The sequence below is a fragment of the Nostoc sp. genome, from assembly GCF_035638895.1.
Lineage (GTDB): Bacteria > Cyanobacteriota > Cyanobacteriia > Cyanobacteriales > Nostocaceae > Nostoc.
This window is the reverse complement of record NZ_DASQZC010000452.1, coordinates 1-23,015: the sequence shown is the minus strand read 5'-3', so window position 1 is coordinate 23,015 and position 23,015 is coordinate 1. Positions and strand designations below refer to the sequence as shown.

Genomic DNA, 23,015 nt, shown 5'->3' with positions numbered 1-23,015 from the left:
ATCCACCTAATCTTCCAATGCCCCATTCCCCAGTTCCCATTCCCAAAATTTAATGTATGCCCACTACTACTGATTCTCCTTCGCCCCGTATTCCATCTGGAACTCGTGACTCGCGCAAGCACACCCCCAAGACAGATATGCGGGGACTTTACCAAAGAGCAATCCGCGAGTCATTTATCAAGCTCGATCCTCGAATTACTGTCAAAAACCCAGTTATGTTTGTTGTTTGGGTGGGGACAATTGTCACCTTTATTGTTACCCTTAACCCAAATTTGTTTGGTACAATTCAGGCGGATGTCAATCAACAACGCTTATTAAACGGGTTAATTACCTTTATTCTCTTTTTCACCCTCGTTTTTGCCAACTTTGCCGAAGCCGTAGCTGAAGGACGCGGTAAAGCACAGGCTGATTCATTGCGATCGACGCGATCGGATACGATCGCTAACAAAGTCCTCCCCGATGGTTCCATACAACAAGTCAATTCTACGGAACTGCGACGGGGCGATTTGGTAAAAGTGGTTGCAAATAATATGATTCCCGCCGATGGAGATGTAATTAAAGGCATCGGCTCGGTGGATGAGTCTGCAATTACTGGAGAATCTGCCCCTGTACTGAAGCAACCAGGTACAGATATTGCTAGTTCGGTGACAGGCGGTACACGCCTACTCTCCGATGAGTTGACAATTCGCATTAGTGCTGATCCTGGCCAAGGCTTTATCGATCGCATGATTTCCCTGGTAGAAGGGGCAGAACGCAGCAAGACTCCCAACGAGATTGCTTTGACGGTATTGTTGGCAGTGTTAACACAAGTTTTCCTAATTGTGGTGGCAACTATGCCCCCATTTGTCGGCTACATCGCCAGCTTTATCAGCACTGCCTTTGGGCCTGAAGCGGGAAACAGTTTGCGGGCGGGTGCTAGCGTTGCTATTCTCATTTCGCTATTGGTAGCATTAATTCCTACCACTATCGGCGGTTTGCTCAGTGCGATTGGCATTGCAGGGATGGATAGAGTTGCCCAATTTAACGTCATTGCTACATCTGGTCGAGCCGTAGAAGCTTGCGGCGACATCAACACCTTGGTGCTGGATAAGACAGGCACTATCACCTTGGGTAATCGAATGGCTGATGAGTTTATTCCTCTGGATAATCACTCACTAGAAGATGTGGCGCGAGTTTCCCTAGCTGCTAGCTTATTTGATGAAACGCCAGAAGGCAAGTCAATTGTGATGTTAGCAGAAAAGTCTCAGGCTGCGGTAGACTTCAATCTCGACAAAGCCGAGGGTGTAGAATTTTCTGCAAAAACCCGGATGAGTGGCACGAATCTACCCGATGGCAAACAAATTCGGAAAGGGGCGGTGGATGCCATTAAGGGATTTGTCCGCTCTCGTGGCGGCTACGTTCCTGATGATGTAGACGCAGCTTATGAGCGAGTTTCCCGATTAGGCGGTACACCCTTAGCTGTCTGCCAAGATGACAAGATTTATGGTGTTATCTACCTCAAAGATATTGTGAAACCTGGTTTGCGGGAACGGTTTGACCAACTCCGCCGCATGGGTGTTAAGACTATCATGCTCACAGGTGACAACCGAATTACCGCTTCGGTGATTGCCGAGGAAGCCGGGGTGGATGATTTCATTGCCGAAGCGACTCCAGAAGACAAAATTGAAGTGATTCGCTCTGAACAATCTCAGGGTAAACTGGTGGCAATGACTGGGGATGGTACTAACGATGCACCTGCTTTGGCTCAAGCAAACGTGGGTGTGGCGATGAACTCTGGAACGCAAGCTGCCAAAGAAGCTGCTAACATGGTGGACTTAGACTCCGATCCTACGAAGCTAATTGACTTAGTAACCATAGGTAAACAGTTGCTAATTACTCGTGGAGCGTTGACAACATTCTCCATCGCTAACGATATTGCCAAGTATTTTGCCATTATCCCTACTATCTTCGCAGCTGCTGGAATCGGCGCACTTAATATTATGGGATTAAAGAGCGCCCAATCTGCGATCGTCTCAGCGCTGATTTACAACGCCTTGATTATTCCGGCATTAATTCCACTAGCACTCAAAGGGGTAAAGTTTTTACCTTTAACAGCAGATCAACTGCTACGCCGCAACATCTTCATCTTTGGTCTGGGCGGCATTGTTGCTCCCTTCATTGCCATCAAACTGATAGATATTATCCTACCTTTGTCTTAATTTACTATGAAACCCGTTCAGAGCCGACGCGCTATTCCTGTATCCCAAGTATTAGAAGAAATAACTGAAATCTGGTGTCAATGGCGTAGACAAAAGCTGCCACTGTATTTGTTCCTGGCGATGTGTTTCAACCTAGTGGTTGCACCTCTAGTCTATGCAGCTACTGGTGAACAACTTTCTCGCAGTCAATCTTGGGGATTGGGATTGTTAGGACTAGTGACGCTAGGGCTTTCCATTTATTTATTTTTTGTAATGTTTGTACCGGAGAAATTCTAATGAGTTTTGCACGCGAAGCAGGTAGAGCTGTTCGTTCTACCCTGGTACTTTGGGTTATTGCAGCGATTATTTATCCTTTTGCGATGATTGCCATTGGGCAGATTGTGTTTCCGTTTCAAGCAAACGGTAGTCTACTGAAAAATAGCACAGGTCAAGTTGTCGGTTCTGCTTTGATTGGTCAACCTTTTAGTAGCGATCGCTATTTTAACAGCCGTCCCAGTACTACGAGTTACAGCACAGCCGATCCCAAAAAAGATGATGGGGGAGTTTTGAAAACCGGGGTTTCTGGTGCTAGTAACTTGGCTCCTAGTAATCCCGCATTAATGGAACGCATCAAAGGTAAAGATGACCCCGATCCCAGCAAAAAGGTTGAAGGTGACTTCACTCGTCTGAAAACAGCAGGTGTGCAGCCGACTGGCGATTTAGTCTACACGTCTGGTTCCAGCCTTGACCCTCACATTACTCCTGAAGCTGCGATCGCGCAAATTACACGAGTAGCCAAGGCGCGAGGAATTCAGCCGAACCAACTGGAAACTTTGATTACTCAAAATACTGATGGTCGCTTTCTTGGCATCTTTGGTGAACCTGGAGTTAATGTGTTAAAGCTGAATTTAGCTCTGGATAAGATAAAAGCATAGGAAATAGCGAAAAAGGGATGTTCTTGATCGAACAGAAGTCAGAATTCAGAATTCAATTCAGTTCGGTTAAGGTTTTTTGATAAAAATTCTAGATCGCAAACATGCGATAAATCGCCGTCAAGACGAAAGATTGATTATTGTAGAGACGGCGATTCATCGCGTCTCTTGCAGTGAACGATATTTTTGCTGCAATTCCAAGCTAAAAATACTGACTAAATTTTCCCACGGCTTGAAGCTGTGGGATAAGTTAAGATTCTTTAACGTAATAATTGTGTCAGGTATATCTGAAACCTACTGGAATCTGATAAGATTTCCAACAAGTACAATAAATGCTTGTTCTCTTTTTCTTGAAGCCAGTCATTTTGGGCCTTTTTTGGGAAAGGAAAATAAAAAAATGTCTAATCTATTGTGGAAAACTCTGGTACTAAGCCCAGTAGTTTTGGGAGTGACGGTGTTGGTTTCCGCTAGGGCTATGGCTACTAAAGTACCAGCCTCTTTTGAAGGTATAAAGGCAAAAGTTGCTCAAGCAGAAGCACCAATAGCTTCTAGTGCTTCAATATTCATCCAAACAGAGCAACCAAAAGCTAATCGGCAGTTGGTTGCCCAAAAGACTGATGAAAACAAGGTTTTAGAAGAAGTTAACCGCTACAGCAGTGAAGGCAAAAAGCAGAATTCACTGTCTCAAGTCACATCAGTTTCTCAGTTTTCTGATGTACAGCCGACTGACTGGGCATTCCAAGCTTTACAATCCCTAGTTGAACGCTACGGTTGTATTGCTGGATACCCCAATAGCACTTACCGTGGCAACCGGGCACTAACGCGTTATGAATTTGCCGCAGGTTTGAATGCTTGTTTAGATCGGGTTAATGAACTGATTGCCACAGCAACGGCTGATTTGGTGACAAAACAGGATTTAGCAACCCTCCAACGTTTGCAAGAGGAATTCTCGGCAGAGCTAGCAACTCTGCGTGGCCGAGTAGATGCTGTAGAAGCACGGACTGCTGAACTGGAAGCAAATCAGTTTTCTACTACCACAAAATTGGTGGGTGAAGCTATTTTTGCCGTTACTGATGTGTTTGGCGGTAATACTGGCGATGCGAACAATACTGTCTTCCAAGATAGGGTACGTTTAGACTTGCAAACCAGCTTCACGGGTAAAGACGTTTTACACACCCGTCTTGCTGCTGGTAACGCAGCAGCCTTTTCAATAAGAGATAATGCTGGTCTTCCTATCGATACTACTGAAGGTACACAAACGTTTCAAGTCGGCACTACTAATAACAATAGTGTGATTATAGACTGGCTAGCGTATTACGTACCTATAGGCCCAGCCCAAGTTTACGTAGCGGCCACCGGAGGTATTCATAGCGATTATGCTGCCACTAACAACCCTTACTTTGAGGACTACGATGGTGGTAATGGGGCTTTATCTACCTTTGCTTCTGAAAGTCCCATCTATCGCATTGGTGGTGGTGCAGGTGCAGCACTGACTTTACCTTTTGGTAGCGGTGGCAGTGTTTTCAAACCAAGTTCACTGACTGTAGGCTACTTGGCGTCAAATGCTAATAATCCTGGCGCAAATCAAGGTGTGTTGCAGGGTAACTATGCAGCTCTTGGACAGTTGAACTTTAGTGTTGGAGATCGCTTGGCGATCGCTGCTACCTACGTTCACGGTTATCATGGTGCTGGAAGTATCGGTTTATTTGATGCTGGTAGTGGTCTGCCTGGCACTAGCCGCATCGTAGGTACTGGTCAAGCTAACACCCTAAGTACCTTAAACGCATCTTCCAGTAATTCTTATGGTGTGTCGGCAGCCTTCAGACCCAGCGACAAACTGTCAATTAGTGGCTTTGTTTCTTACCACGATGTCACAAGCTTCGGTTCAAATGATGATTATGAAGCTTGGAGTTACGGTGTTGGGATAGCCTTACCTGATTTCGGTAAGCCGGGTAACGTTTTAGGTATTTTTGCTGGTGCAGAACCCTATTCCTTTAACCGACCAGGTTTTGCTGGTAATGATATACCATATCACTTTGAAGGTTTTTACAAGTATCGCGTATCAGATAACATTTCAATCACCCCTGGTGTTATCTGGTTGACCTCGCCTGGTCAAAATAGCGGTAACGACGATGCGATTATCGGTACGCTGAGAACCACTTTCACCTTCTAAAGGTTTACAGCAAAAGCGTCAAGAATGCAGAATTCTGCATTCTTGCGTAGACGTAGCCCGCACTTCTCTACGAGACGCTCCGCGAACGACAAAGCTCAGTAACCATCGTAGACATCGCTTTTGTGTTTAATAAAAGCAAGTTTGCTAAGTTCCTATATTAAATTCGGGCAGTCGTTTATTGAATTCGGGCAACCCCCAAGAATTTACATAAAGTCCCACCTTAGGGCTGGCGCGATCGCTATGACTACATTGCTGATAAAATATCCAAAATGCGAGAACTTTACCCAGCAATCGAGCCTTACTTAGAAGGTAGTTTACAGGTTTCTGACCTTCATACTATTCATTTTGAAGAGTCAGGGAACGCCCAAGGTCAACCCATCGTTTTGCTGCATGGGGGCCCTGGTGGTGGATGTCCAGCTTTTTATCGGCAATATTTCCACCCCGAAAAATGGCGGTTAGTGATGTTTGACCAGCGCGGTTGTGGTCAAAGTACGCCCCATGCAGAATTACGAGAAAACACTACTTGGGATTTAGTCAGTGATATCGAAAAACTGCGCCAACATTTAGGTATAGAAAAGTGGGTAGTCTTCGGTGGAAGTTGGGGTAGCACTTTATCATTAGCCTACAGTCAAACCCATCCCTCTCGCTGCGCGGGATTAATTCTGCGTGGTATCTTCATGCTAAGGCAAAAAGAGTTGCGCTGGTTTTACCAAGAGGGTGCTAGCTATATTTTTCCTGATGCTTGGGAAGAATATCTCAAACCAATTCCCGTAGATGAACGTGATGATTTAATCGCAGCATATTACAAACGCTTGACCAATCCAGATTTAGAAATTCAATTAACAGCAGCGCGTGCTTGGTCAATTTGGGAAGCTAGTACCAGTAGACTTTTTTTAGACCCAGAACTCATGCAAAAATTTGGCGAGAGTGAATTTGCTTCAGCTTTTGCACGTATTGAATGCCATTACTTTATGAATAAGGGATTTTTGAAAACAGAAGATCAATTACTCTTAAATGTAGACCGTATCCGCCATATTCCGGCTGTAATTGTTCAGGGACGCTATGATGTAGTCTGCCCAATGATATCAGCTTGGGAATTACATCGCGCTTGGCCAGAAGCAGAATTTATTGTGGTTCCTGATGCCGGACATTCGATGAGTGAACCAGGAATTCGTAGTGCTTTGATTGAGGCAACAGATAGTATAGTACTTCTCAATTAAGTTGTTGAAATCACGCCACTTATGGAATTGCCGATATAAAAACTTGGTTAGCTTTACTATGGATTTATAACGGATTTTACACTTAATAAATAGACCCATACTCACCATCAATTGAAGAAAGAGACAAGGGGACAAGGGGAGGAATTCAGATGGGGATTCAGACCCCACCTGATTTAAGTCCACCAAAAAGTGCTGGGGGTCTTAAACCCTTGGGCGTTGCCGCACGACTTGGAAATGGGGAGACAATTCCCCAAGTCCTCTTTATAAATGTAAACATGGATGATACTTTACGTTTAATGTTTACGTATTTTAATTAGCGATGCCTACGGTGGTCACTGAGCTTGCCGTACCACTTTGTGGAAGCAAGCTACGCGCAGCGTCTCGTAGAGAAGTGCGGGCTACGCCTACGCAGTTGTTTTAACTATAGCTACTTATTGAAAATCTCTCAAATTGCTTCCAGGGTTTTTCAATAAGTAGCTAACCATAAATAAATTCAAATTTGTAGTAACGACTTTAGTCTTGAGAAACCTTACTATAAGCGATGAATTGCTCACTACCAACTAAGATTTTATCGTAAGTTTAATTCTGATACCTAATTAATGTATTTTTCTATACTGAATTAGCATCTCGAAATGCACAAAAGTGAGATTTGACCTGGAAAAAACCTTTAAGGATTCGTTTGAGTGAATTAAACTTAACCCATCTGATAGCTGTAGCCGCTTCTACCCACTGCCGTTTTCTTTTACTTGCTTCTGGATAATCTTCACTCAGTATCTCAACTGGTAACAAATACATCTTTACTCGGTAAGTTTTGCCACCTTTGCGGTATTTGTAACTACCAAGTTCATTAGTATCTACCTGCCCAATCACCCCTGCTTCTTCCCACGCCTCTTTGGCTGCTGAAGCGGGCGGACTCATCCCATTAGGAATATCTCCTTTCGGAATTACCCAGTGTTGAAAGTTACGGGTTGTGATTAGCAAGATTTCAATTTTGCCATTTTTGACTCTATAAGGAATCACCCCAGACTGTTTAAACACTTTGCTGATTTTTCGACTCATGTAATTTGCATCCTTTACGGTCTAGCTTTTTTGTACAACGTTTATTTCAAAAAGTATAGTGCTGATACCGGATAAATTTTAGTTAACTTTAGGTTATAAAAAGGTTAAAGTATTTTCTCAACCATAAAAGTTAATTATTGAAAGTTATTGATTGTTGAAGTAGCACCGCACAACCGCAAGGCGGAAGTCAAAAGTCAAAAGTCACGCATAATTGTATTCCAAGCTTTTGTGCCATTTGAAATGGTGAACCAGCGCTGCGGGAGGGTTTCCCTCCGCAGGCGACTGGTGAACCCGAAGGGTATGATTATTTCCGCCGTGCTGTAGTAGGTTTGTAACCTTATAAATATAAAATCAATTGCTATAAAAGGTGTACTCCTGGTGGCTGATTGACAAATGTAGCACTATTCAAAACATTAGATATTCTGACACTAAGCCAGAATATGCAGCAATCCTATTTGATTCCGTTAAAATCACAAGATTCAGATCCCCGACTTCTTAGAGAAGTCGGGGATCTCGTTATTCACAAATAATTTAGGATTGCGATATCTGCTACCAATTTAGCTAACTTGACTTTTTTAGATTTTGGTAAATATACAACGAAGATATTGTATTTAAATCTACTTTTTTACCCTCGTTTTCATGCTCGTTAGTATTTTTAAACAGTATTGTAAACGCACCAGCACCGAACCTATCCTGAGGAAACATCCGATAACAAGGCATTTTAGTTAAATGCGACTGATATTTGGCTAAATTACTAACTTCTATTGCCTGGAAGTGGGGAAAGCGTTCCAAAAACCATTCACAAACTTGCTCATTTTCTTCGGGTGAATATGTGCACGTCATATAAGCAAGATAGCCTTGTGGTGAAACAAGTTTAGCAGAGTTAGCTATAATACGTTTTTGTCTATTTGCGCTCTTATTAATAGCAGTTGGGTGAAAACATCCGGGAGCTTTTTCACCTTTAGCCAGTAAAGATTGTCCAGTACAAGGAGCATCTACTATTACTAAATTGCTAGATTCGGGAAACATTTCGGCAAATATACTCGAATCTCTGTTAACTACTGCACTAGGGCTAATCTGACAACGCTTCAAATTAGAAATTAGCATTCCCAGGCGTTTGCCAATTACTTCGTTACTAATAAGTAAGTCAGGTTGTAAAGCTTTCCAAGCGAAAATACTTTTACCTCCTGGTGCGGCACACATATCAAAAACTAAACTTACTGGCACAGGAATAGCTAACAAAGTAGTAGCTGCAAACACCGAAGAAAAGTCTAAACAATAGAAATATCCTTGTTGATGCAAGGGATGCTGACCGGGTTTTTCTCCCCAGCATAAACGGTCTATAAATTGTGGTTGCCAATAGGTTGGTGTTTCCACTGTCAAAGGCGAAACCTCTGGCTTTTCTTTACACCAAAGAATACTGGGTGAAAAAGGCTGAGGATTCATTAAAGCCTCAATAAATTTCTCTTGCTCATCTAGATTAGTGAACAAACGCCGCGAGACTTTAAGTAATAAATTAGAAGGTTTTTCCATGTAGATAATGAATTATCAATTACGAATTACGTTAGCAAGACCTTGAGCGTCATTACAAATTACAAATTACGAATTACGAATTAGTAAGTTGTATCAAAATCAAAATAAAACTGTTACACAAGAACAATGTAATTAAGGGTTTTGGCTTCATACTCAAAATATAATGACCGCCATTGGGAACGCAATGGCCAAGCTACCCCACTGCACCGGAGAAGGTCATGTTCTTAGATAGTTTTCCGCAAAAATTACGCAAAGAAGCACAATTATGGAGGGATGAAGGATTAATTAGTTCTTCGCTGTATGAGGAAATAGCAGAACGTTATCAATTTAAAAACCTGGAAGCTGCTACACGCGATCGCAATAAAGCGATCGCAATTGCTATAGGCGGTATCCTTTTATGCTTAGGCATAATTACTTTTGTAGCAGGAAACTGGCAGGGAGGATCGCGAGAAGTCAAGTTTATTTTGATGATAAGTTTGTTTTTTGCGATCGCAATCACTGGTTTTTACAATTGGAGACCACCTGAAGGAAAGAAGCCACAAAAAAGCAAACGCTTACTGGGAGAGGCGTTGCTCATTTTAAGCGCCTTCATTTTCGGTGCAAATTTACTGCTGATGGCCCAGATGTTCAATATTGCTGGTTCAGCTTCCCAACTGTTTCTCGCTTGGGGGTTGGGCGTTGTGGTGATGGCCTTTAGTTTGTGCTTAAATTCTTTAGGAATTCTGTCAATTATCCTCGTGGAAATCGGCTATTGGACAGGATTAGAAGACCTGTGGTACGCTTCAGGTGAGTTAACTTGGTCGCGCTTAGTGGTGCAGCACATGCCTTTATTGGCATGGCTGGTGTTTGTACCCTTAGCCTATTTCTGTCGTTCGCGTTGGATTTTTGGTCTAGCAGCCTTTGTCTTTGCTAGTTCCTTACAAGCCAACCTTAATCCTCTGCCACTGCTGAATTATGCTGATATAGCCCCTTGGGTGGCATCTTTTGCTTTTGCACTCCCACCTGCATTATTCTGGAGTTATGATGACTTGCTGTTTCCAAGCATAAATTACAGGTTGTTTCAATCTCTAGCCCGTAATTTAGCCTTGGTAAGCTTTGGCATAGTCTTTTATATCTTGTCTTTTCGTTGGGTCTGGGAATCTCCAAATTATAGTTATAATCAGCCTACGAATGTGACAAACTTATTCGCGTCTCTGCCGATTATCGATTTGGGGATTCTCAGTGGCTTGGCGGTATTGCAATGGTTGTTTCTACTGCGTCAAAGAAATAACCCTCCGCGCCGCGAAGTGATTTTCACCACTGCTGTCATTAGTACCTTTCTTGCCTTTATTACCGTAGTACCTTTTTGGCATCAAACTATCAGCCGGATTGATGAACTTGGTGTTTTTATTTTCAATGTACTTCTAGCAACATTAGCCTGGGGACTAATTCAAGAAGGATTGAAATTAAACAACAGAAGTTCCTTTTGGGGCGGTATGTTGTTAGTAACACTGCAAATTATCAGTCGCGTGCAAGAGTACGATACCGATTTACTTTTCAAGTCCCTAGTCTTTATTTTGTGCGGTTCTGCTTTAATTAGCGCTGGACTCTGGTTTGAACGCCGCCTACCTGGTGGTAGTGCAAGTAAAAAGTAGTGCAAATTTAGAATTCTGAATTCTGAATTCTGAATTCTGAAATCTGCTCATCATCAAAATCTCTGTGCGTTAAAGTTTTTAAAGTTTCTCTGCGTCAGTCCTAACCTCGTTACTTTTGACCTCCTCAATCCCTCTGCTTTTTAGGACTACGCTCATGACTAATAGTTCTTCTGAATCTAAGAATAAAACCTTATCTCCCGAAGCCGAATTTTCTAGTAAGGTAACTTTTCGGGATTACTTGATTGCTAGTGAACAAAAATCGAATAAGCGCTTACCTTTTTGGCGGTTACTAGTTCCCCTGGCGCTGCAAACAGGGCTAATTATGGCAGTACCAGCCCAAGCGCTTTATACAGATGTGACAGGTAAAACGGTGATTTTGCAAACCGTACCTGTAAACCCTAACAATGTGCTAGAAGGTAACACCTTAGACTTAGATTACAATATATCCCGCACTGCAAATTTGAGCAGATTACCTGGTTGGCAAACATTAGTCAGCAAAGGCCGTGGAAGTGGCAGAAGATTGCCTGAAGGAACCAACATTTATGTGACTTTGCAAGAGCAACTATCCACCGGTCGCGGTGTTCCTAGAGCTTGGAGACCGTTACGAGTAAGTAGCGATCGCCCCACAACTCTAAGAGCTAATCAGGTAGCCTTAAAAGGTGTTTATCAAGATGGTTCTGTTAACTACGGCTTAGAAACATATTACATCCCAGAAAACCAACGGCAACAAATTAGGAACGACTTACAAGCCCAACGCGCCCGTAGAGGACAAGTACCGCCCATTGTGGTCAAGGCGAAAGTTGATCCACAGGGTAAGGCAGTGCCAGTTAGTATGTGGGTGCGCGATCGCAACTATCGCTTTTAATGGATTGCGAAAGTCCCCACCTTCTGTGCGATCGCGCAGCGTGTCGCAGACAGACGCTAACGCGAACAATGTACTCATCAGGTGAGGATTGTGAGCAGGTGATGACGATTGCATCCTAGATGTATAAGGAATAAGCAATTTTCCGGGTATTTATTATAGCTGTGTCTTGACGATTTAGATATTGCGACGCTTAGGCTAGCAAAAACCGCAGGCATCGCAATATCTTATCATCTGTACAAGAATGGCTATCGCTTACCAAAATTACTTGCATTGAGCACTATCGTTTACGAGGTGCTATTCTAAGCACCTCGCAAACCGTACCCTTTGGTGATGGCAGAGCGCTAACTCCGATTAAACAACCACAAAATTATTTTTGGTTAGTGCTACTTCACCAGATAATTCTGCAAATTGTACCTGAGTAAACCCAGACGCACTGCCATCACGGTCAAAGAACAGTCCACCTGTAGCGCTGTTGTAGATAAATCGTTGAGTGTTAGTGGTTGCAGATGTTCCCAGGGTAAACTGACTTGTTTGAAGTGAACCTGATGATAACCCACCACCAAAACCAGCAGCCGATATCTGAATTAGTTCATTAGTCGCGTTGAAGTCATACAGTCTATCAATGCCTTCATTGAAACTATTGAAAGCAAAGGTATCAGTACCAGCTCCTCCATAGAGGCTATCATTACCACCATAGCCCCCAGAGAGCGTATCATTGCCATTGCTCCCCACAATCAAGTCATCGAATTGTGTACCTAAGATGTCTAATCGTTCGATAAACTTATAGCTAACACGATTCGTGCCCACTGTAATTGAGCCAATGTTAGTAGTAGCATTAAATGTGGAAGTGATTCCCTCAATGGGATCATAACGATAATAGGAGCCGGCATAACAGGATAATAAATCGTCACCTGTCCCCCCATCAACCGTTTGAGTTACTGAATCAGTCACGGAAAAATAGGGGACACTATCTGGGGATATGGTGCTTATATAAAAGGAATCATTGCCTTTGCCCCCAGAGAGGAAGTTATTGGCTATTGAAAGGGTAACACTCAAGTAATCGTCGCCAGCGCCACCGTTGAGGGTGTTATTGCCTGAGGAGGGGACAGTTCCGTATGCGTCGGTGCCAGAGGCGTCAAGAGAATCATTGCCATCGCCACCAGAGAGTAAGTTATCGCCGGATGAAATACCAGCACTCAAGCTATCGTCACCAGCGCCACCGATGAGGGTGTTATTGCTTGAGGAAACAGAAAATGTGAATCTGTTATCATCGCCAGAGGCATCAAGAAAATCATTACCATCGCCACCATTAAGTAGGTTATCGCCTTTTGAAGCCTTAGTGCTCAAGCTATCGTTACCAGCGCCACCGTTGAGGGTATTATTGCCTGAGGATTCAACAACCCCAAATCCGCCGGAGTTATCATCAAGGTAAGAGGCGCTAAGAAAATCATTGCCATCATCACCAGAGAGTAAGTTATTGCCTTTTGAAGCCCCAGCGCTCAAGCTATCGTTACCAGCGCTACCTTCGAGAGTATTATTGCCTTCTGAAAAATTAACATTCAAAATATCGTTACCACTACCAGCAACGAGGGAGTCATTTCCGCCATAACCCTGCGGGATGCCAGTCCCTACACTACCAACGAAAGCATCATTAAGAGCACCACCAATGAGAGTATCGTTACCCGCACCACCACTTAGGGTGTCGTCGCCCTCGTTCCCTGTGATGGTATCGTTGCCTACAAGACCCTTAATCGTGTCCGCTAACTCGCTGCCCACTAGTGTATCATTACCGTTGGTTCCAATGATATTTGCCATAATCTTTTATTACCTAAATCGATTTTTTCACTAACTTAAGTTCTCAACCTGCTATTTGTGCTGTTTTCGGGCACAAAACTTTGCCGAAATTGACATTTTCGGCAAAGTTTATACCTCAAGAGTGAGGAACAGTAATACTCATCAAAGATTCACCTTATGAAAAGGCTTTTCAATAGCACTTATCTAACTATCTCGCACAACAAGATAACCCTGTATTAACAACATACTACCTATATACTACCAAAATTTAAATGTCTTTCCTTGAAGACAGATCGAGAGCATATTCTTCACATTATTTTTTGACCAATTATAGGTACAAGTACTTTTATTGATTTCGCAAAGCGGTGCGTAAGCGAACGCGAGTACGTCTCGTAGAGAAGCTCGTCGTAGACATCGCTGGACTGGTCAAGCACCCTTGAAGCGGATAATATATATCATTGCCGTTGTCCTTCCAGCCTTCTACTCGCACCCTCAGATCAAAGTCCATGACTGAAACTTCCCCTAAACCCATTGCAACAAATGCTCCTTTACCTGCAAATGAGATAGAACGCTTAGAGGCACTGCGGCAATACAATATTCTCGACACACCAGCAGAACCAGCTTTTGATCGCATCACCTCCTTGGCAGCACGCTTATTTAATATGCCGATCGCGCTGGTTTCTCTAGTCGATGAATCGAGAGGCTGGTTTAAATCTGCCTATGGTTTTGATCTGCGGCAAGTACAAAGAGATGCAACTATTTGTAACTGGGCGTTATTATCCGATGAAGTTTTAGTTATTCCCGACACCAGGCAAGACAATCGCCTTGTCTGTAATCCATTTGTACAAAACGAACCAGGTCTGCGGTTCTATGCAGGTGCGCCATTGCTGACCCCAGATGGCTTTAACTTAGGCACTCTTTGTTTATTAGATACACAACCCCATGATCCCTTAACTAATGAGCAAAAAGCCATCCTGGCGGATCTTGCCGCAATGGTGATGGATGAACTAGAACTGCGACTGGCGGCGCGTAAAATTGCTCAAATCGATGCAGCCTTAGTAGAAGTGACTCAGGGTGTTTCTGTTGTAACGGGTGAAGCATTTTTCTTGGCTTTGGTGCAACATTTGAGCAAAGTGCTGGGGGTTGATTACATTTATATTGGTTTAGTGAAGGGAGATAACCAGGAAGCAATTCAGGCGATCGCCGCCTGCGCTAAGGGGCAAATAATCGACAACTTTACATATCTGCTGCGTGATACCCCCTGCCAAGAAGTACTCCAGAAACGAAAATTGTGCTGCTATCCCCATCGAGTCCAAGCCTTGTTTCCCAACGCGCCTCTTTTAGAACCTTTAAAGGTGGAAAGCTATGTAGCGGTTCCATTTTTTGATACAACGGGCGTACCCCTTGGCCTACTGGGCGTGATGGATGGCAAGGCTTTGACAAATGTTCAGCTTGCAGAATCATTATTGACTATCTTTGCCCTACGCATCGCCACCGAACTGGAGCGGCAGCAAACAGAAGCAACACGGCAACAAACCCAGTCTGAGTTAGAGGGTTTAGTTGAACAACGAACGGCTGAATTATCTCAAGCCAACGAATTACTCCAGTTAGAAATTGCGGAGCGCCAGCTTGCCGAAGCATCGCTGGAAAAAGAACAGGAGTTACTCAGAGTGCTACTTGATAATGTACAGGCAGGAATTGTTGCGTGTAATGCCGAGGGGGTTTTAACCCTATTTAATCGAGCAGCGCGAGAATTTCATGGCTTGCCAGAGCAACCACTGCCACCCGATCGCTGGGCAGAGTACTACGACCTGTATTTGCCCGATGGCAAAACGCGGATGCCTAAAAACGAGATCCCGCTATTTCAAGCGTTACAGGGACAGACAGTCGAGAATGTTGAAATGGTGATTGCGCCCAAACAGAGAAGGGCAAAGACGCTGCTAGCTAGTGGACAGGCGATCGCCGATAGCCAGGGCAAAAAACAGGGGGCAGTCGTCGTCATGCATGACATCACCGAGCGCAAACTTGCCGAAGCCGAATTACTAATTTCTGATGTTGCCTTGCAGCAAATGCCCGATGCAATTTTGTTAACAGATTTAGAAGGTAAGATTCAACGCTGGCTGGGCAATGCCGAGCAAATTTTTGGCTATACTGCCGCAGAGGCAATCGGCAAACCCGTTAACTTTCTTCATCACCCGGATATTAAACCGACGATGACGGCTGAAATTATTCAGTCTATTCAGACAACAGGAGAGTTTTGTGGTGAAATTCTCTGTCTGCGAAAAGATGGTTCGGTAGTGCCGATTGAGACAACAGCCAAAACCGTCTACGACAAAGCCGGGAATCCTGTATTTTTCATTAGTATCAACAGAGACATTGCCGACCGCAAACAGGCAGAAGCGGAACACGCCCAATTGATGCGGCAGCAAATTCAAGAGCAAGCTGCACGTTTAGAAGCAGAAACCGACCAGCAGCGATCGGCATTTCTGGCAGAAGTCAGCACAGCCCTGGCAGCCTCCCTTGACTATGAACAAACCTTGAACAACGTTGCCAATTTAGTAGTGCCGTTCTTTGCGGATTGGTGCGCGATCGACCTGCTGCAAGAAAATCAATTCATTCATCGAGTTGCTGTTGCTCACCGCGATGCAAAGAAAGTGGAATTTGGCTGGAAAATTCATCAGCAATATCCCAGACAAATCGACGCAATGGAGGGAGTACCCAAGGTGCTGCGAACTGGGAAAACCGAAATGGCCGCTGAAATTCCAGATGCGGCATTGGTGACGGTGGCTCAAGACGCTGAACATCTGCGAATCTTGCGCGAACTGGGTTTAAAGTCTGGCATTATCTCGCCATTGATTGCCCGTGGACAAATTTTAGGGGCAATTTCCTTTGTCACGGCTGAATCCGATCGCCGTTATGATGAAGCAGATATGGCGTTAGCAGAAGACATTGCTCATCGAGCCGCGATCGCCATTGATAATGCCCGCCTCTACCGGGAAGCACAGCAGTCTGCCGAGCGCATTACCCGGCTTCAATCTGTGACGGCTGCTTTTTCCGAATCCCTAACTCCCCTTCAGGTGGCAGATGTGATTGTAGATCAAGGGATTGCGGCTCTGAGTGCTAACTTTGCCCTTGTTGCTTTAGTAAATGAGACTGGCACTGAACTCGAAGTCATTCGAGTTGTGGGCTGTGAACCAGAGCAAATGAATGGTTGGCAGAGGTTTTCCCTCAATGATCCAGTGCCTCTAGCAGAAGCCGTGCGAACCGGACAGCCCATTTGGGCAGAACCATCAAAAACACGAGCAATCCGCTATCCACACCTAACTGAACAATATAAGCGGCATCATTTCGATGCCTGGATTTCCATTCCCCTGATGATTGAAGGTCGAGCAGTCGGTGGCATGTCCTTTGGTTTCATCCAGGCGCAACAGTTGGATGGAGAGCAGCAAATGTTTATTTTATCGCTGGCACAACAATGTGCCCAAGCGATCGCCCGTACCCGGCTCTATGAAGCAGAACGAACAGCAAGAAGTGCAGCAGAAGCTGCTAACCGCGTCAAAGATGAATTCTTGGCGGTATTGTCTCATGAATTGCGAACACCGCTTAATCCGATTTTAGGTTGGTCTAAATTGCTTCGTAGTGGAAAATTAGATTCCGTAAAAACAGATTATGCCTTAGAAACAATTGAGCGCAACGCTAAATTGCAAACCCAACTGATTGAGGATCTTTTAGATGTCTCGCGCATTTTGCAAGGTAAGCTCAACCTCACCAAGGTTCCCGTTAACCTGGCATCGACACTTCAATCGGCACTTGAAACCGTGCAGTTAGCAGCAGAAGCCAAATCGATTCAAATTCAAACTATGCTTGATTCAGAAGTTGGGCAAGTGTTAGGAGATTGTACCCATCTTCAGCAAGTTATATGGAATCTACTTTCCAATGCAGTAAAATTCACTCCCGAAGGTGGACAAGTCAATATTGCTTTAAAGCGTGTTGGCTCGCAAGCTCAAATCCAAGTTAGCGACACTGGCAAAGGCATTCATCCAAATTTTCTACCCCATGTGTTTGAATATTTCCGTCAAGCAGACAGCACAACCACGCGCAAGTTTGGCGGGTTAGGGTTAGGGTTGGCAATTGTCCGTCATCTGGTTGAACTACATGGAGGAACCGTGCAAGCAGATAGTCTAGGAGAAGGGCAAGGTGCTACATTTACAGTCAAATTGCCATTGATGAAGGCGGATCAAACAAAACATCAAAATGAAAGCATTTCCTCCCCACCGACTCTTGACACCGCCCCCCTTAAAAATACGCGGATTTTGCTTGTTGATGACGATGCAGATACACGGGATTTGATTGCGTTCATCTTAGAGCAAAGCGGTGCGATCGTTACTTCAGTCACCAGGGCAACTGAAGCACTGCAAGTTTTTAAGCAGACAAAATTTGATTTATTGATCAGTGACATTGGAATGCCTGACATGGATGGCTATATGCTGATAAAACAAATCCGGACAATGCCAACAGAACTTGGTGGAAAAGTCAGGGCAATTGCCCTCTCGGCTTATGCTGGAGAAATTAATCAGCACCAGGCACTTGCGGCTGGCTTCCAACAGCACATATCTAAACCTGTAGAGCCAGAGAAGTTGCTAAAAGCAATTATGACCTTTGTTGGAAAGTAGCGCGAACTCGTACCCTTCTTGAGAACTCGCAGTTAGGGCTTGCCGTTAGATATCACCTCACCCCTGCCCTCCTGCCTCTCTGGAGTAGCTCACTAAGATGCTGCTGTGACTGGATTTTGAAATTACATCCGGATTACACAAGTGCAAGGTAGTTTATGTATAAAAAAGAGATTGCTTTGCATGATTAATCAAATTGTCACTTTAGAATCTTGTTGGCATAGTTCTGTACCGTGGGGAAAAGCCATGCCACCATTAGCAGTTCAAATCATGGAAAAAGTTTTCTTATCAAGCTCTGATATATCAGGCTACTGTTGTGGTGTCCAATGGGAGAGACAGGAATGGATTTATGCCATTATCTGCTGTCGGGAAATACTCTATTTGTCTCAAAAAGAATTTTCTGGAACAAACTTAGTCGAAAAAGCTCCAGTTGCTACACCAGCTTTTAAATTGGGCGATGTGGTGGAAGTTGATTTTAGTGAAGAACCATCACGTCGCATTATTCAAGGGATTTTTAGCCTGAAAAACAATTGGCTTTATGCAGTAGAATGGCGTTCCCCAATTTTGGAAGAAATGGCATCGGCTCAAAGTAGAATTATCTGGCTTGCGGATGTGGATTTAGTAAAAGTGAATGCATGACTATGTTTTTGGATCTGTACCAAAAAAGTTAGTGCGTTCATCCGAGTCTGCGCTTAATCGTTTAGGTTGATTTCCTATTGCTGGGATTTAATCTGAATAATGAGTCAACCAAATCCCAAGAAACTTTTAGGGATGAAACAGCGATGCGAGAGGTTTTGACAAATGATTGTTGGGTAACTCTAAGCACTACTTTGATGCCAAGCTAACCGATGAGATTTTGAATAACTTACTGCACCTTCAAGAAATATCGACGCTTTCGTGTCTACACCCATTACAATTTGCGTGCTGTTCAAAACACCCAGTATTTACACTGTAGTATAAAGATTTACTATTGGATAAGATAATGCTTAGAGGCATAAGATATATATACATTTATATACTCTACTGAGGCAAATAAATTCAGTAGAGTATTTTTATAGGAATCCGATGTCTGCTCCTTGCCTATCGCCGCAGTAATAGCATTGAGCCAGATATTATTTTGAACCTTATTTCCCGACAATATACGCAAGAAAAACCCGTCGTACTTCCGATGCACCCCGCAGACTTGGCTCGATCATCGCTGTGAACCATGATGGATCGCCCTTAAGGAAATGAGCGTGGATATCAACGAACTGTCCATAACGATTGGCAATTTCTTGAATTGTAGTGTTCATGCGCTGGAGATTCTGGCGAGCGATCGCCGGTTCAACACCCAAAAAGTTGCGGCTGTCATCCCCGAAGGTGGGATCGTACACATTACCTAGCAGAACAGGACGGATTGGCAACTGCTGCATAAATGTGTCGAGGGTATTCGCAAAGATTGCGATTCCTGCACCGGAATCTCGAATTAACCCCCGTAATAAATCGTTACCACCGATAGTGATGAGTGCGTAGGCGCAGCCCGCCACAGGCATCGCCTTTCCTTCGACTCGCAATCCTTGCGCCTGAGTTAGCAAACCATCAACCGTTGCACCATCACGGGCACGATGTTTTAGACGAGTCGGTTGGCGTGATTTCAAGTCTTGACCTTGAAACTCTGGAAACAGGCGATCGTCATTCTGGACGAGGAGTTGCCCTGGATGAACCCCATACTCGTTATATCGTCCGCAATCTAAAATTGAGTCCCCAAAGGTATATAGTGTCAGCATTGCTTGCTCCCGTCGATTGCAGCCCAAGAGAGTCAGGAAACTTGTCCCTCCAGCTACTTGAATAAACCGTCGTCGTGTAGGTTGAAACGGAGCCATGACACTCTCCTATTTGTTCGACGTTAGCATGAGCAGATAGTAGACAATATGAATCAGAAGATGGATCTAAGTATAATTAGCGATCGCACACGAGAAATAGAATATCTGATGGGGTTATGAAGAATGAAACCTGTCCGAGTCTATATGTCAAAGTTTCTGGTATTTAGCGTCTACGCGATGGTTATTGTTGCGGCTTTCTCACTGTCTGGCTGTGTGCGCGAGAAAACAAAAAAAATTGTCGGATTTTCGCAAACAGAGAACATCGGCCCGTGGCGCATCGCCGAAACGAACAGCATCAAAGAGGAGGCTGCCAAGCGTAACAAAACTTACGATTTTCTGATGACGGATGCTCAGGGGCAGACATCTAAGCAATTTTCCGACATCGAAGATTTAATCGCCCGACAAGTCGATGCCATATTTCTCGCGCCACGCGAATATGAGGGTCTTACACCTGCTCTCGAAGCAGCGAGAGCGGCAAAAATCCCAGTGTTTCTCATCGACCGTGAAGCTGCGGGAAGACCAGGCGAGCATTTCGTCAGCTTTCTCGGTTCGGATTTCATTGTCCAAGGCCGCCGCGTTGGCAAATGGCTGGCTCAGGCTACTAATGGCAAGGCGTCTATTGTGGAACTCACCGGAACAGCAGGGTCATCGGTCGCAATTGATCGGGCAAAGGGGTTTCGGGATGCGATCGCCAGTTATCCCAACATGAAGATCATCGCTACCCAGACGGCGGATTTTTCGCGGGCTGCGGCAGTGCGTGTAATGGAAAACATCATCCAGGCTAAGGGTTCTGATATCACCGCAGTTTATGCTCACAATGACGAAATGGCATTGGGTGCGATCCAGGCTCTCAAGTCCGCAGGCATGAAGCCTGGCAAGGATGTGATCGTCGGTTCAATCGATGGTCAGAAAGCAGCACTTGAAGCGATTATTCGCGGCGAACTTGGCGTGAGTGTCGAGTCGAACCCGCGTTTTGGCCCACTTGTTTTCGCTACGATGGAGAAATATTTTGCCGGCACAAAGATTCCTCCTAGAATCATTCTTGAGGACAGACTCTTTGATGTGACAAACGCCAAAGATTTTGTGGATGAAGCATACTAATACCGCAAAGCGGAAGTCAAAAGTCAAAAGTCAAAAGAATTATATTTATTCCGAGCTTCTTGCGCCATATAAATAAAGAAAAGATAGCCAGGAAATATGTTGAACCTGGACGATGAATAAAGAACATGACTATGGGGTATCAGGACAAAAACTAGGTAAAGCGGATGATTCAGGCGACTCGAACTGTCTTGTGCATGAGGGACATAAAGAAAAGTTTTTCCGGGGTGTCGGCGCTCCGGGGTGTAGATTTTGAGCTAAAGGCGGGCGAGATCCATGCGCTGGTTGGAGAAAACGGCGCTGGCAAATCGACACTCATTAAGATCATGACGGGAGCCTATCGACGAGATTCGGGTGTTATGGATTACGGGGAGAGTCCTGTTACATTCCAAAGCCCGACCGAAGCACAGGCGGTAGGCATCGTAGCTGTGTACCAGGAGATTCAGCTTGTGGGTTTCCGAACCGTTGCTGAGAATATTTTTCTTGGCAGAGAGCCGCATCGCTTTGGGATTATTGACAGACGGCGGATGAATACCGAAGCATCGGAGATATTGGAGCGCCTGGGGTTGGATATTGACCCGCGCTCGGTAGTTGATTCGCTCAATATTGCTCATCGCCAAATGGTGGCGATCGCACGCGCCATATCCTTTGGTGCGCGGGTGCTTATCCTTGATGAACCCACGAGTTCGCTTACCGAAACTGAAGTCTCTGTTCTTTTTAACGTCATGCGGCGACTAAAGTCGGAAGGGACAGCCATCGTTTACGTCAGCCACCGTTTTGAAGAACTCTATGCGGTGTGCGATCGCGTTACAGTTCTGCGTGATGGGCGCAATATCATAACACAATCCCTGGCAACGCTCAATCGCTTGGAACTCGTTTGTTCTATGCTGGGTCGTGAGCCAGAAGAGGTGAGCAAAGGAGTCACGGCGTTCGCAGGGCGATCGCAAAATGCAGTAGATCGGCCAGTGCTGCTCCAGGCGGAAGCTCTCAAATATAAGAAACGGCTCAATGGTGTCTCGATTGAAATGCGGCATGGGGAAATCGTTGGGCTTGCGGGTTTGCTCGGCTCTGGTCGAAGTGAAACAGTGCGTACCCTCTTCGGGGCGGAACCACTTGAGGGTGGAACTGTAAAACTCGAAGGTAATCTTCTATCCCTGCGCGATCCTCATGATGCGATCGACGTTGGGATAGCTTTCCTTTCAGAGGATCGCAAGGCGGACGGCATCATCCCTGAGCTTTCGGTGCGAGAAAACCTCACCCTCGCTGCACTACCAAACCTTACACAATGGGGCGTAGTTTCCAGAAAACGACAGAACGAGCTTGTTGATCGTTTCATGCAGCGCCTTGGAATTAAGGCGGCCAGCGCCGAACAGAAGATCCACGAACTATCGGGCGGCAATCAGCAGAAGGTTCTTCTGGCGCGATGGCTGTGCAAGAATACAAAACTTCTTCTCCTCGACGAGCCGACTCGCGGTATTGATGTTGGTGCAAAGGGCGAGATCCAGCGCCTGATCGCCGAATTAGCAGAGCAAGGGCTGGGGGTTGTCATGATTTCATCGGAAGTGGAAGAGCTAGTTGAAGGTTCGCAACGTGTTATCGTCCTCCGTGACGGCCAGTCAATTGCGGAACTCAGTGGCGAGCAGAAGAACATAAAGGCAATTCTGCACGTAATGGCGGAAGGTGCAGATCGTCAGGAAGCCGTGAAACAGAGCAGCACAGATAATGAATCAGGACTTACGCATTGACATGAGTCTGGCTATGTGCATTCCACCTCATCTTTTGTTCAAGATGTTCCAGAATGAAGTCACGAGCCACCTGAAGAGACAAATTTCTCTGGACTTCATACCAGTTTTCAATTAACTCTTGAGTTCGCATTAATTCTAGTTGAACGAAAGCGCGGATAGCACTAAAAAAGTGAGTTTTAATTGCCTCAGATGTCCTTACCATGAATAGTTCAATTCCACACACTTGCTTAATGGCTCGATGGTAACATTCAAT

17 protein-coding genes and 1 pseudogene are annotated in these 23,015 nt (G+C 44.8%); 12 read left to right on the top strand and 6 right to left on the bottom strand.

The genetic code is table 11. The features are described from left to right. The first annotated feature begins 56 nt into the window (after nt 1-56). The 6 genes from kdpB to VE944_RS22905 all read left to right on the top strand — a co-directional run bounded on the left by kdpB (nt 57) and on the right by VE944_RS22905 (nt 6,819). The gene (gene kdpB / locus VE944_RS22930; RefSeq protein WP_324982366.1) at nt 57-2,198 is read left to right on the top strand and encodes a potassium-transporting ATPase subunit KdpB; all 2,142 of its coding nucleotides are present in this window, start codon (nt 57-59) and stop codon (nt 2,196-2,198) included. A 6-nt stretch (nt 2,199-2,204) separates the two neighbouring features. After that, entirely contained in the window at nt 2,205-2,474 is a 270-nt protein-coding gene (locus VE944_RS22925) for a potassium-transporting ATPase subunit F (RefSeq protein WP_324982364.1), read from the top strand. Next, nucleotides 2,474-3,112 (top strand): K(+)-transporting ATPase subunit C, encoded by a 639-nt coding sequence (gene kdpC, locus VE944_RS22920; RefSeq protein WP_324982362.1) that lies wholly within the window; start codon nt 2,474-2,476, stop codon nt 3,110-3,112. Before VE944_RS22925 ends, kdpC begins: the two co-directional genes overlap by 1 nt. A 394-nt stretch (nt 3,113-3,506) precedes the next feature. Beyond that, entirely contained in the window at nt 3,507-5,282 is a 1,776-nt protein-coding gene (locus VE944_RS22915; protein ID WP_324982359.1) for an iron uptake porin, read from the top strand. Between the two features lie 269 nt (nt 5,283-5,551). Then, complete coding sequence (gene pip, locus VE944_RS22910; protein WP_324982356.1) at nt 5,552-6,502, top strand: prolyl aminopeptidase; 951 nt, start codon at nt 5,552-5,554, stop codon at nt 6,500-6,502. Nucleotides 6,503-6,651: 149 nt separating this feature from the next. Then, entirely contained in the window at nt 6,652-6,819 is a 168-nt protein-coding gene (locus VE944_RS22905) for a hypothetical protein (protein WP_324982353.1), read from the top strand. Nucleotides 6,820-7,111: 292 nt separating this feature from the next. On the opposite strand, the gene VE944_RS22900 is transcribed toward VE944_RS22905, so the two are convergent. Both VE944_RS22900 and VE944_RS22895 read right to left on the bottom strand, forming a co-directional pair. Further along, entirely contained in the window at nt 7,112-7,561 is a 450-nt protein-coding gene (locus VE944_RS22900) for an NUDIX hydrolase (protein ID WP_324982351.1), read from the bottom strand. Nucleotides 7,562-8,122: 561 nt separating this feature from the next. Further along, nucleotides 8,123-9,094: an RsmB/NOP family class I SAM-dependent RNA methyltransferase gene (locus VE944_RS22895; protein ID WP_324982348.1), complete on the bottom strand. Its 972-nt coding sequence runs from the start codon at nt 9,092-9,094 to the stop codon at nt 8,123-8,125. Between the two features lie 218 nt (nt 9,095-9,312). On the opposite strand from VE944_RS22895, the gene VE944_RS22890 reads away from it, so the two are divergent. After that, nucleotides 9,313-10,728 (top strand): DUF2157 domain-containing protein, encoded by a 1,416-nt coding sequence (locus VE944_RS22890; RefSeq protein ID WP_324982345.1) that lies wholly within the window; start codon nt 9,313-9,315, stop codon nt 10,726-10,728. Nucleotides 10,729-10,882: 154 nt separating this feature from the next. Further along, entirely contained in the window at nt 10,883-11,593 is a 711-nt protein-coding gene (locus VE944_RS22885; protein WP_324982343.1) for a GDYXXLXY domain-containing protein, read from the top strand. Between the two features lie 351 nt (nt 11,594-11,944). Here the strand turns inward: VE944_RS22885 and VE944_RS22880 are convergent, their stop codons facing one another. Both VE944_RS22880 and VE944_RS22875 read right to left on the bottom strand, forming a co-directional pair. Continuing rightward, a complete protein-coding gene (locus VE944_RS22880; protein ID WP_324982340.1) occupies nt 11,945-13,408 on the bottom strand; it encodes a calcium-binding protein in 1,464 nt (487 codons plus the stop codon). 325 nt (nt 13,409-13,733) lie between these two features. Further along, the gene (locus VE944_RS22875; RefSeq protein ID WP_324982337.1) at nt 13,734-13,895 is read right to left on the bottom strand and encodes a hypothetical protein; all 162 of its coding nucleotides are present in this window, start codon (nt 13,893-13,895) and stop codon (nt 13,734-13,736) included. Here VE944_RS22875 and VE944_RS22870 point away from each other — a divergent pair. Continuing rightward, nucleotides 13,894-18,060, top strand: a complete 4,167-nt coding sequence (locus VE944_RS22870; RefSeq protein ID WP_324982334.1) for a GAF domain-containing protein — start codon at nt 13,894-13,896, stop codon at nt 18,058-18,060. The genes VE944_RS22875 and VE944_RS22870 overlap by 2 nt on opposite strands. Nucleotides 18,061-18,240: 180 nt before the next feature. Then, nucleotides 18,241-18,696: a DUF1392 domain-containing protein gene (locus VE944_RS22865; RefSeq protein ID WP_324982331.1), complete on the top strand. Its 456-nt coding sequence runs from the start codon at nt 18,241-18,243 to the stop codon at nt 18,694-18,696. 485 nt (nt 18,697-19,181) lie between these two features. Here the strand turns inward: VE944_RS22865 and VE944_RS22860 are convergent, their stop codons facing one another. Next, nucleotides 19,182-19,919 carry an SGNH/GDSL hydrolase family protein gene (locus tag VE944_RS22860; RefSeq protein ID WP_324982328.1) on the bottom strand — a complete coding sequence of 246 codons (738 nt, stop codon included), beginning with the start codon at nt 19,917-19,919 and terminating at the stop codon, nt 19,182-19,184. Nucleotides 19,920-20,042: 123 nt separating this feature from the next. Here VE944_RS22860 and VE944_RS22855 point away from each other — a divergent pair, with 123 nt between their 5' ends. Continuing rightward, on the top strand, nt 20,043-21,020 hold the full coding sequence (locus tag VE944_RS22855) for an ABC transporter substrate-binding protein (protein ID WP_324982325.1): 978 nt from the start codon (nt 20,043-20,045) through the stop codon (nt 21,018-21,020). Nucleotides 21,021-21,184: 164 nt separating this feature from the next. After that, nucleotides 21,185-22,762: a sugar ABC transporter ATP-binding protein gene (locus tag VE944_RS22850; RefSeq protein WP_324982323.1), complete on the top strand. Its 1,578-nt coding sequence runs from the start codon at nt 21,185-21,187 to the stop codon at nt 22,760-22,762. On the opposite strand, the pseudogene VE944_RS22845 reads toward VE944_RS22850, so the two are convergent. Beyond that, a pseudogene (locus tag VE944_RS22845) lies at nt 22,752-23,015 on the bottom strand (IS701 family transposase); the annotation flags it as partial. The gene VE944_RS22850 and the pseudogene VE944_RS22845 overlap by 11 nt on opposite strands.

Excerpts from the sequence above, each read along its gene's own strand:
- kdpC (WP_324982362.1), top strand. The coding sequence starts at position 2,474 with ATGAGTTTTGCACGCGAAGCAGGTAGAGCTGTTCGTTCTACCCTGGTA.
- VE944_RS22870 (WP_324982334.1), top strand. The coding sequence starts at position 13,894 with ATGACTGAAACTTCCCCTAAACCCATTGCAACAAATGCTCCTTTACCT.
- VE944_RS22915 (WP_324982359.1), top strand. The coding sequence starts at position 3,507 with ATGTCTAATCTATTGTGGAAAACTCTGGTACTAAGCCCAGTAGTTTTG.
- VE944_RS22890 (WP_324982345.1), top strand. The coding sequence starts at position 9,313 with ATGTTCTTAGATAGTTTTCCGCAAAAATTACGCAAAGAAGCACAATTA.
- VE944_RS22900 (WP_324982351.1), bottom strand. The coding sequence starts at position 7,561 with ATGAGTCGAAAAATCAGCAAAGTGTTTAAACAGTCTGGGGTGATTCCT.
- kdpB (WP_324982366.1), top strand. The coding sequence starts at position 57 with ATGCCCACTACTACTGATTCTCCTTCGCCCCGTATTCCATCTGGAACT.
- VE944_RS22925 (WP_324982364.1), top strand. The coding sequence starts at position 2,205 with ATGAAACCCGTTCAGAGCCGACGCGCTATTCCTGTATCCCAAGTATTA.
- VE944_RS22850 (WP_324982323.1), top strand. The coding sequence starts at position 21,185 with ATGATTCAGGCGACTCGAACTGTCTTGTGCATGAGGGACATAAAGAAA.
- VE944_RS22905 (WP_324982353.1), top strand. The coding sequence starts at position 6,652 with ATGGGGATTCAGACCCCACCTGATTTAAGTCCACCAAAAAGTGCTGGG.
- pip (WP_324982356.1), top strand. The coding sequence starts at position 5,552 with ATGCGAGAACTTTACCCAGCAATCGAGCCTTACTTAGAAGGTAGTTTA.
- VE944_RS22865 (WP_324982331.1), top strand. The coding sequence starts at position 18,241 with ATGATTAATCAAATTGTCACTTTAGAATCTTGTTGGCATAGTTCTGTA.
- VE944_RS22855 (WP_324982325.1), top strand. The coding sequence starts at position 20,043 with ATGAAACCTGTCCGAGTCTATATGTCAAAGTTTCTGGTATTTAGCGTC.
- VE944_RS22860 (WP_324982328.1), bottom strand. The coding sequence starts at position 19,919 with ATGGCTCCGTTTCAACCTACACGACGACGGTTTATTCAAGTAGCTGGA.
- VE944_RS22895 (WP_324982348.1), bottom strand. The coding sequence starts at position 9,094 with ATGGAAAAACCTTCTAATTTATTACTTAAAGTCTCGCGGCGTTTGTTC.
- VE944_RS22885 (WP_324982343.1), top strand. The coding sequence starts at position 10,883 with ATGACTAATAGTTCTTCTGAATCTAAGAATAAAACCTTATCTCCCGAA.
- VE944_RS22880 (WP_324982340.1), bottom strand. The coding sequence starts at position 13,408 with ATGGCAAATATCATTGGAACCAACGGTAATGATACACTAGTGGGCAGC.
- VE944_RS22875 (WP_324982337.1), bottom strand. The coding sequence starts at position 13,895 with ATGGACTTTGATCTGAGGGTGCGAGTAGAAGGCTGGAAGGACAACGGC.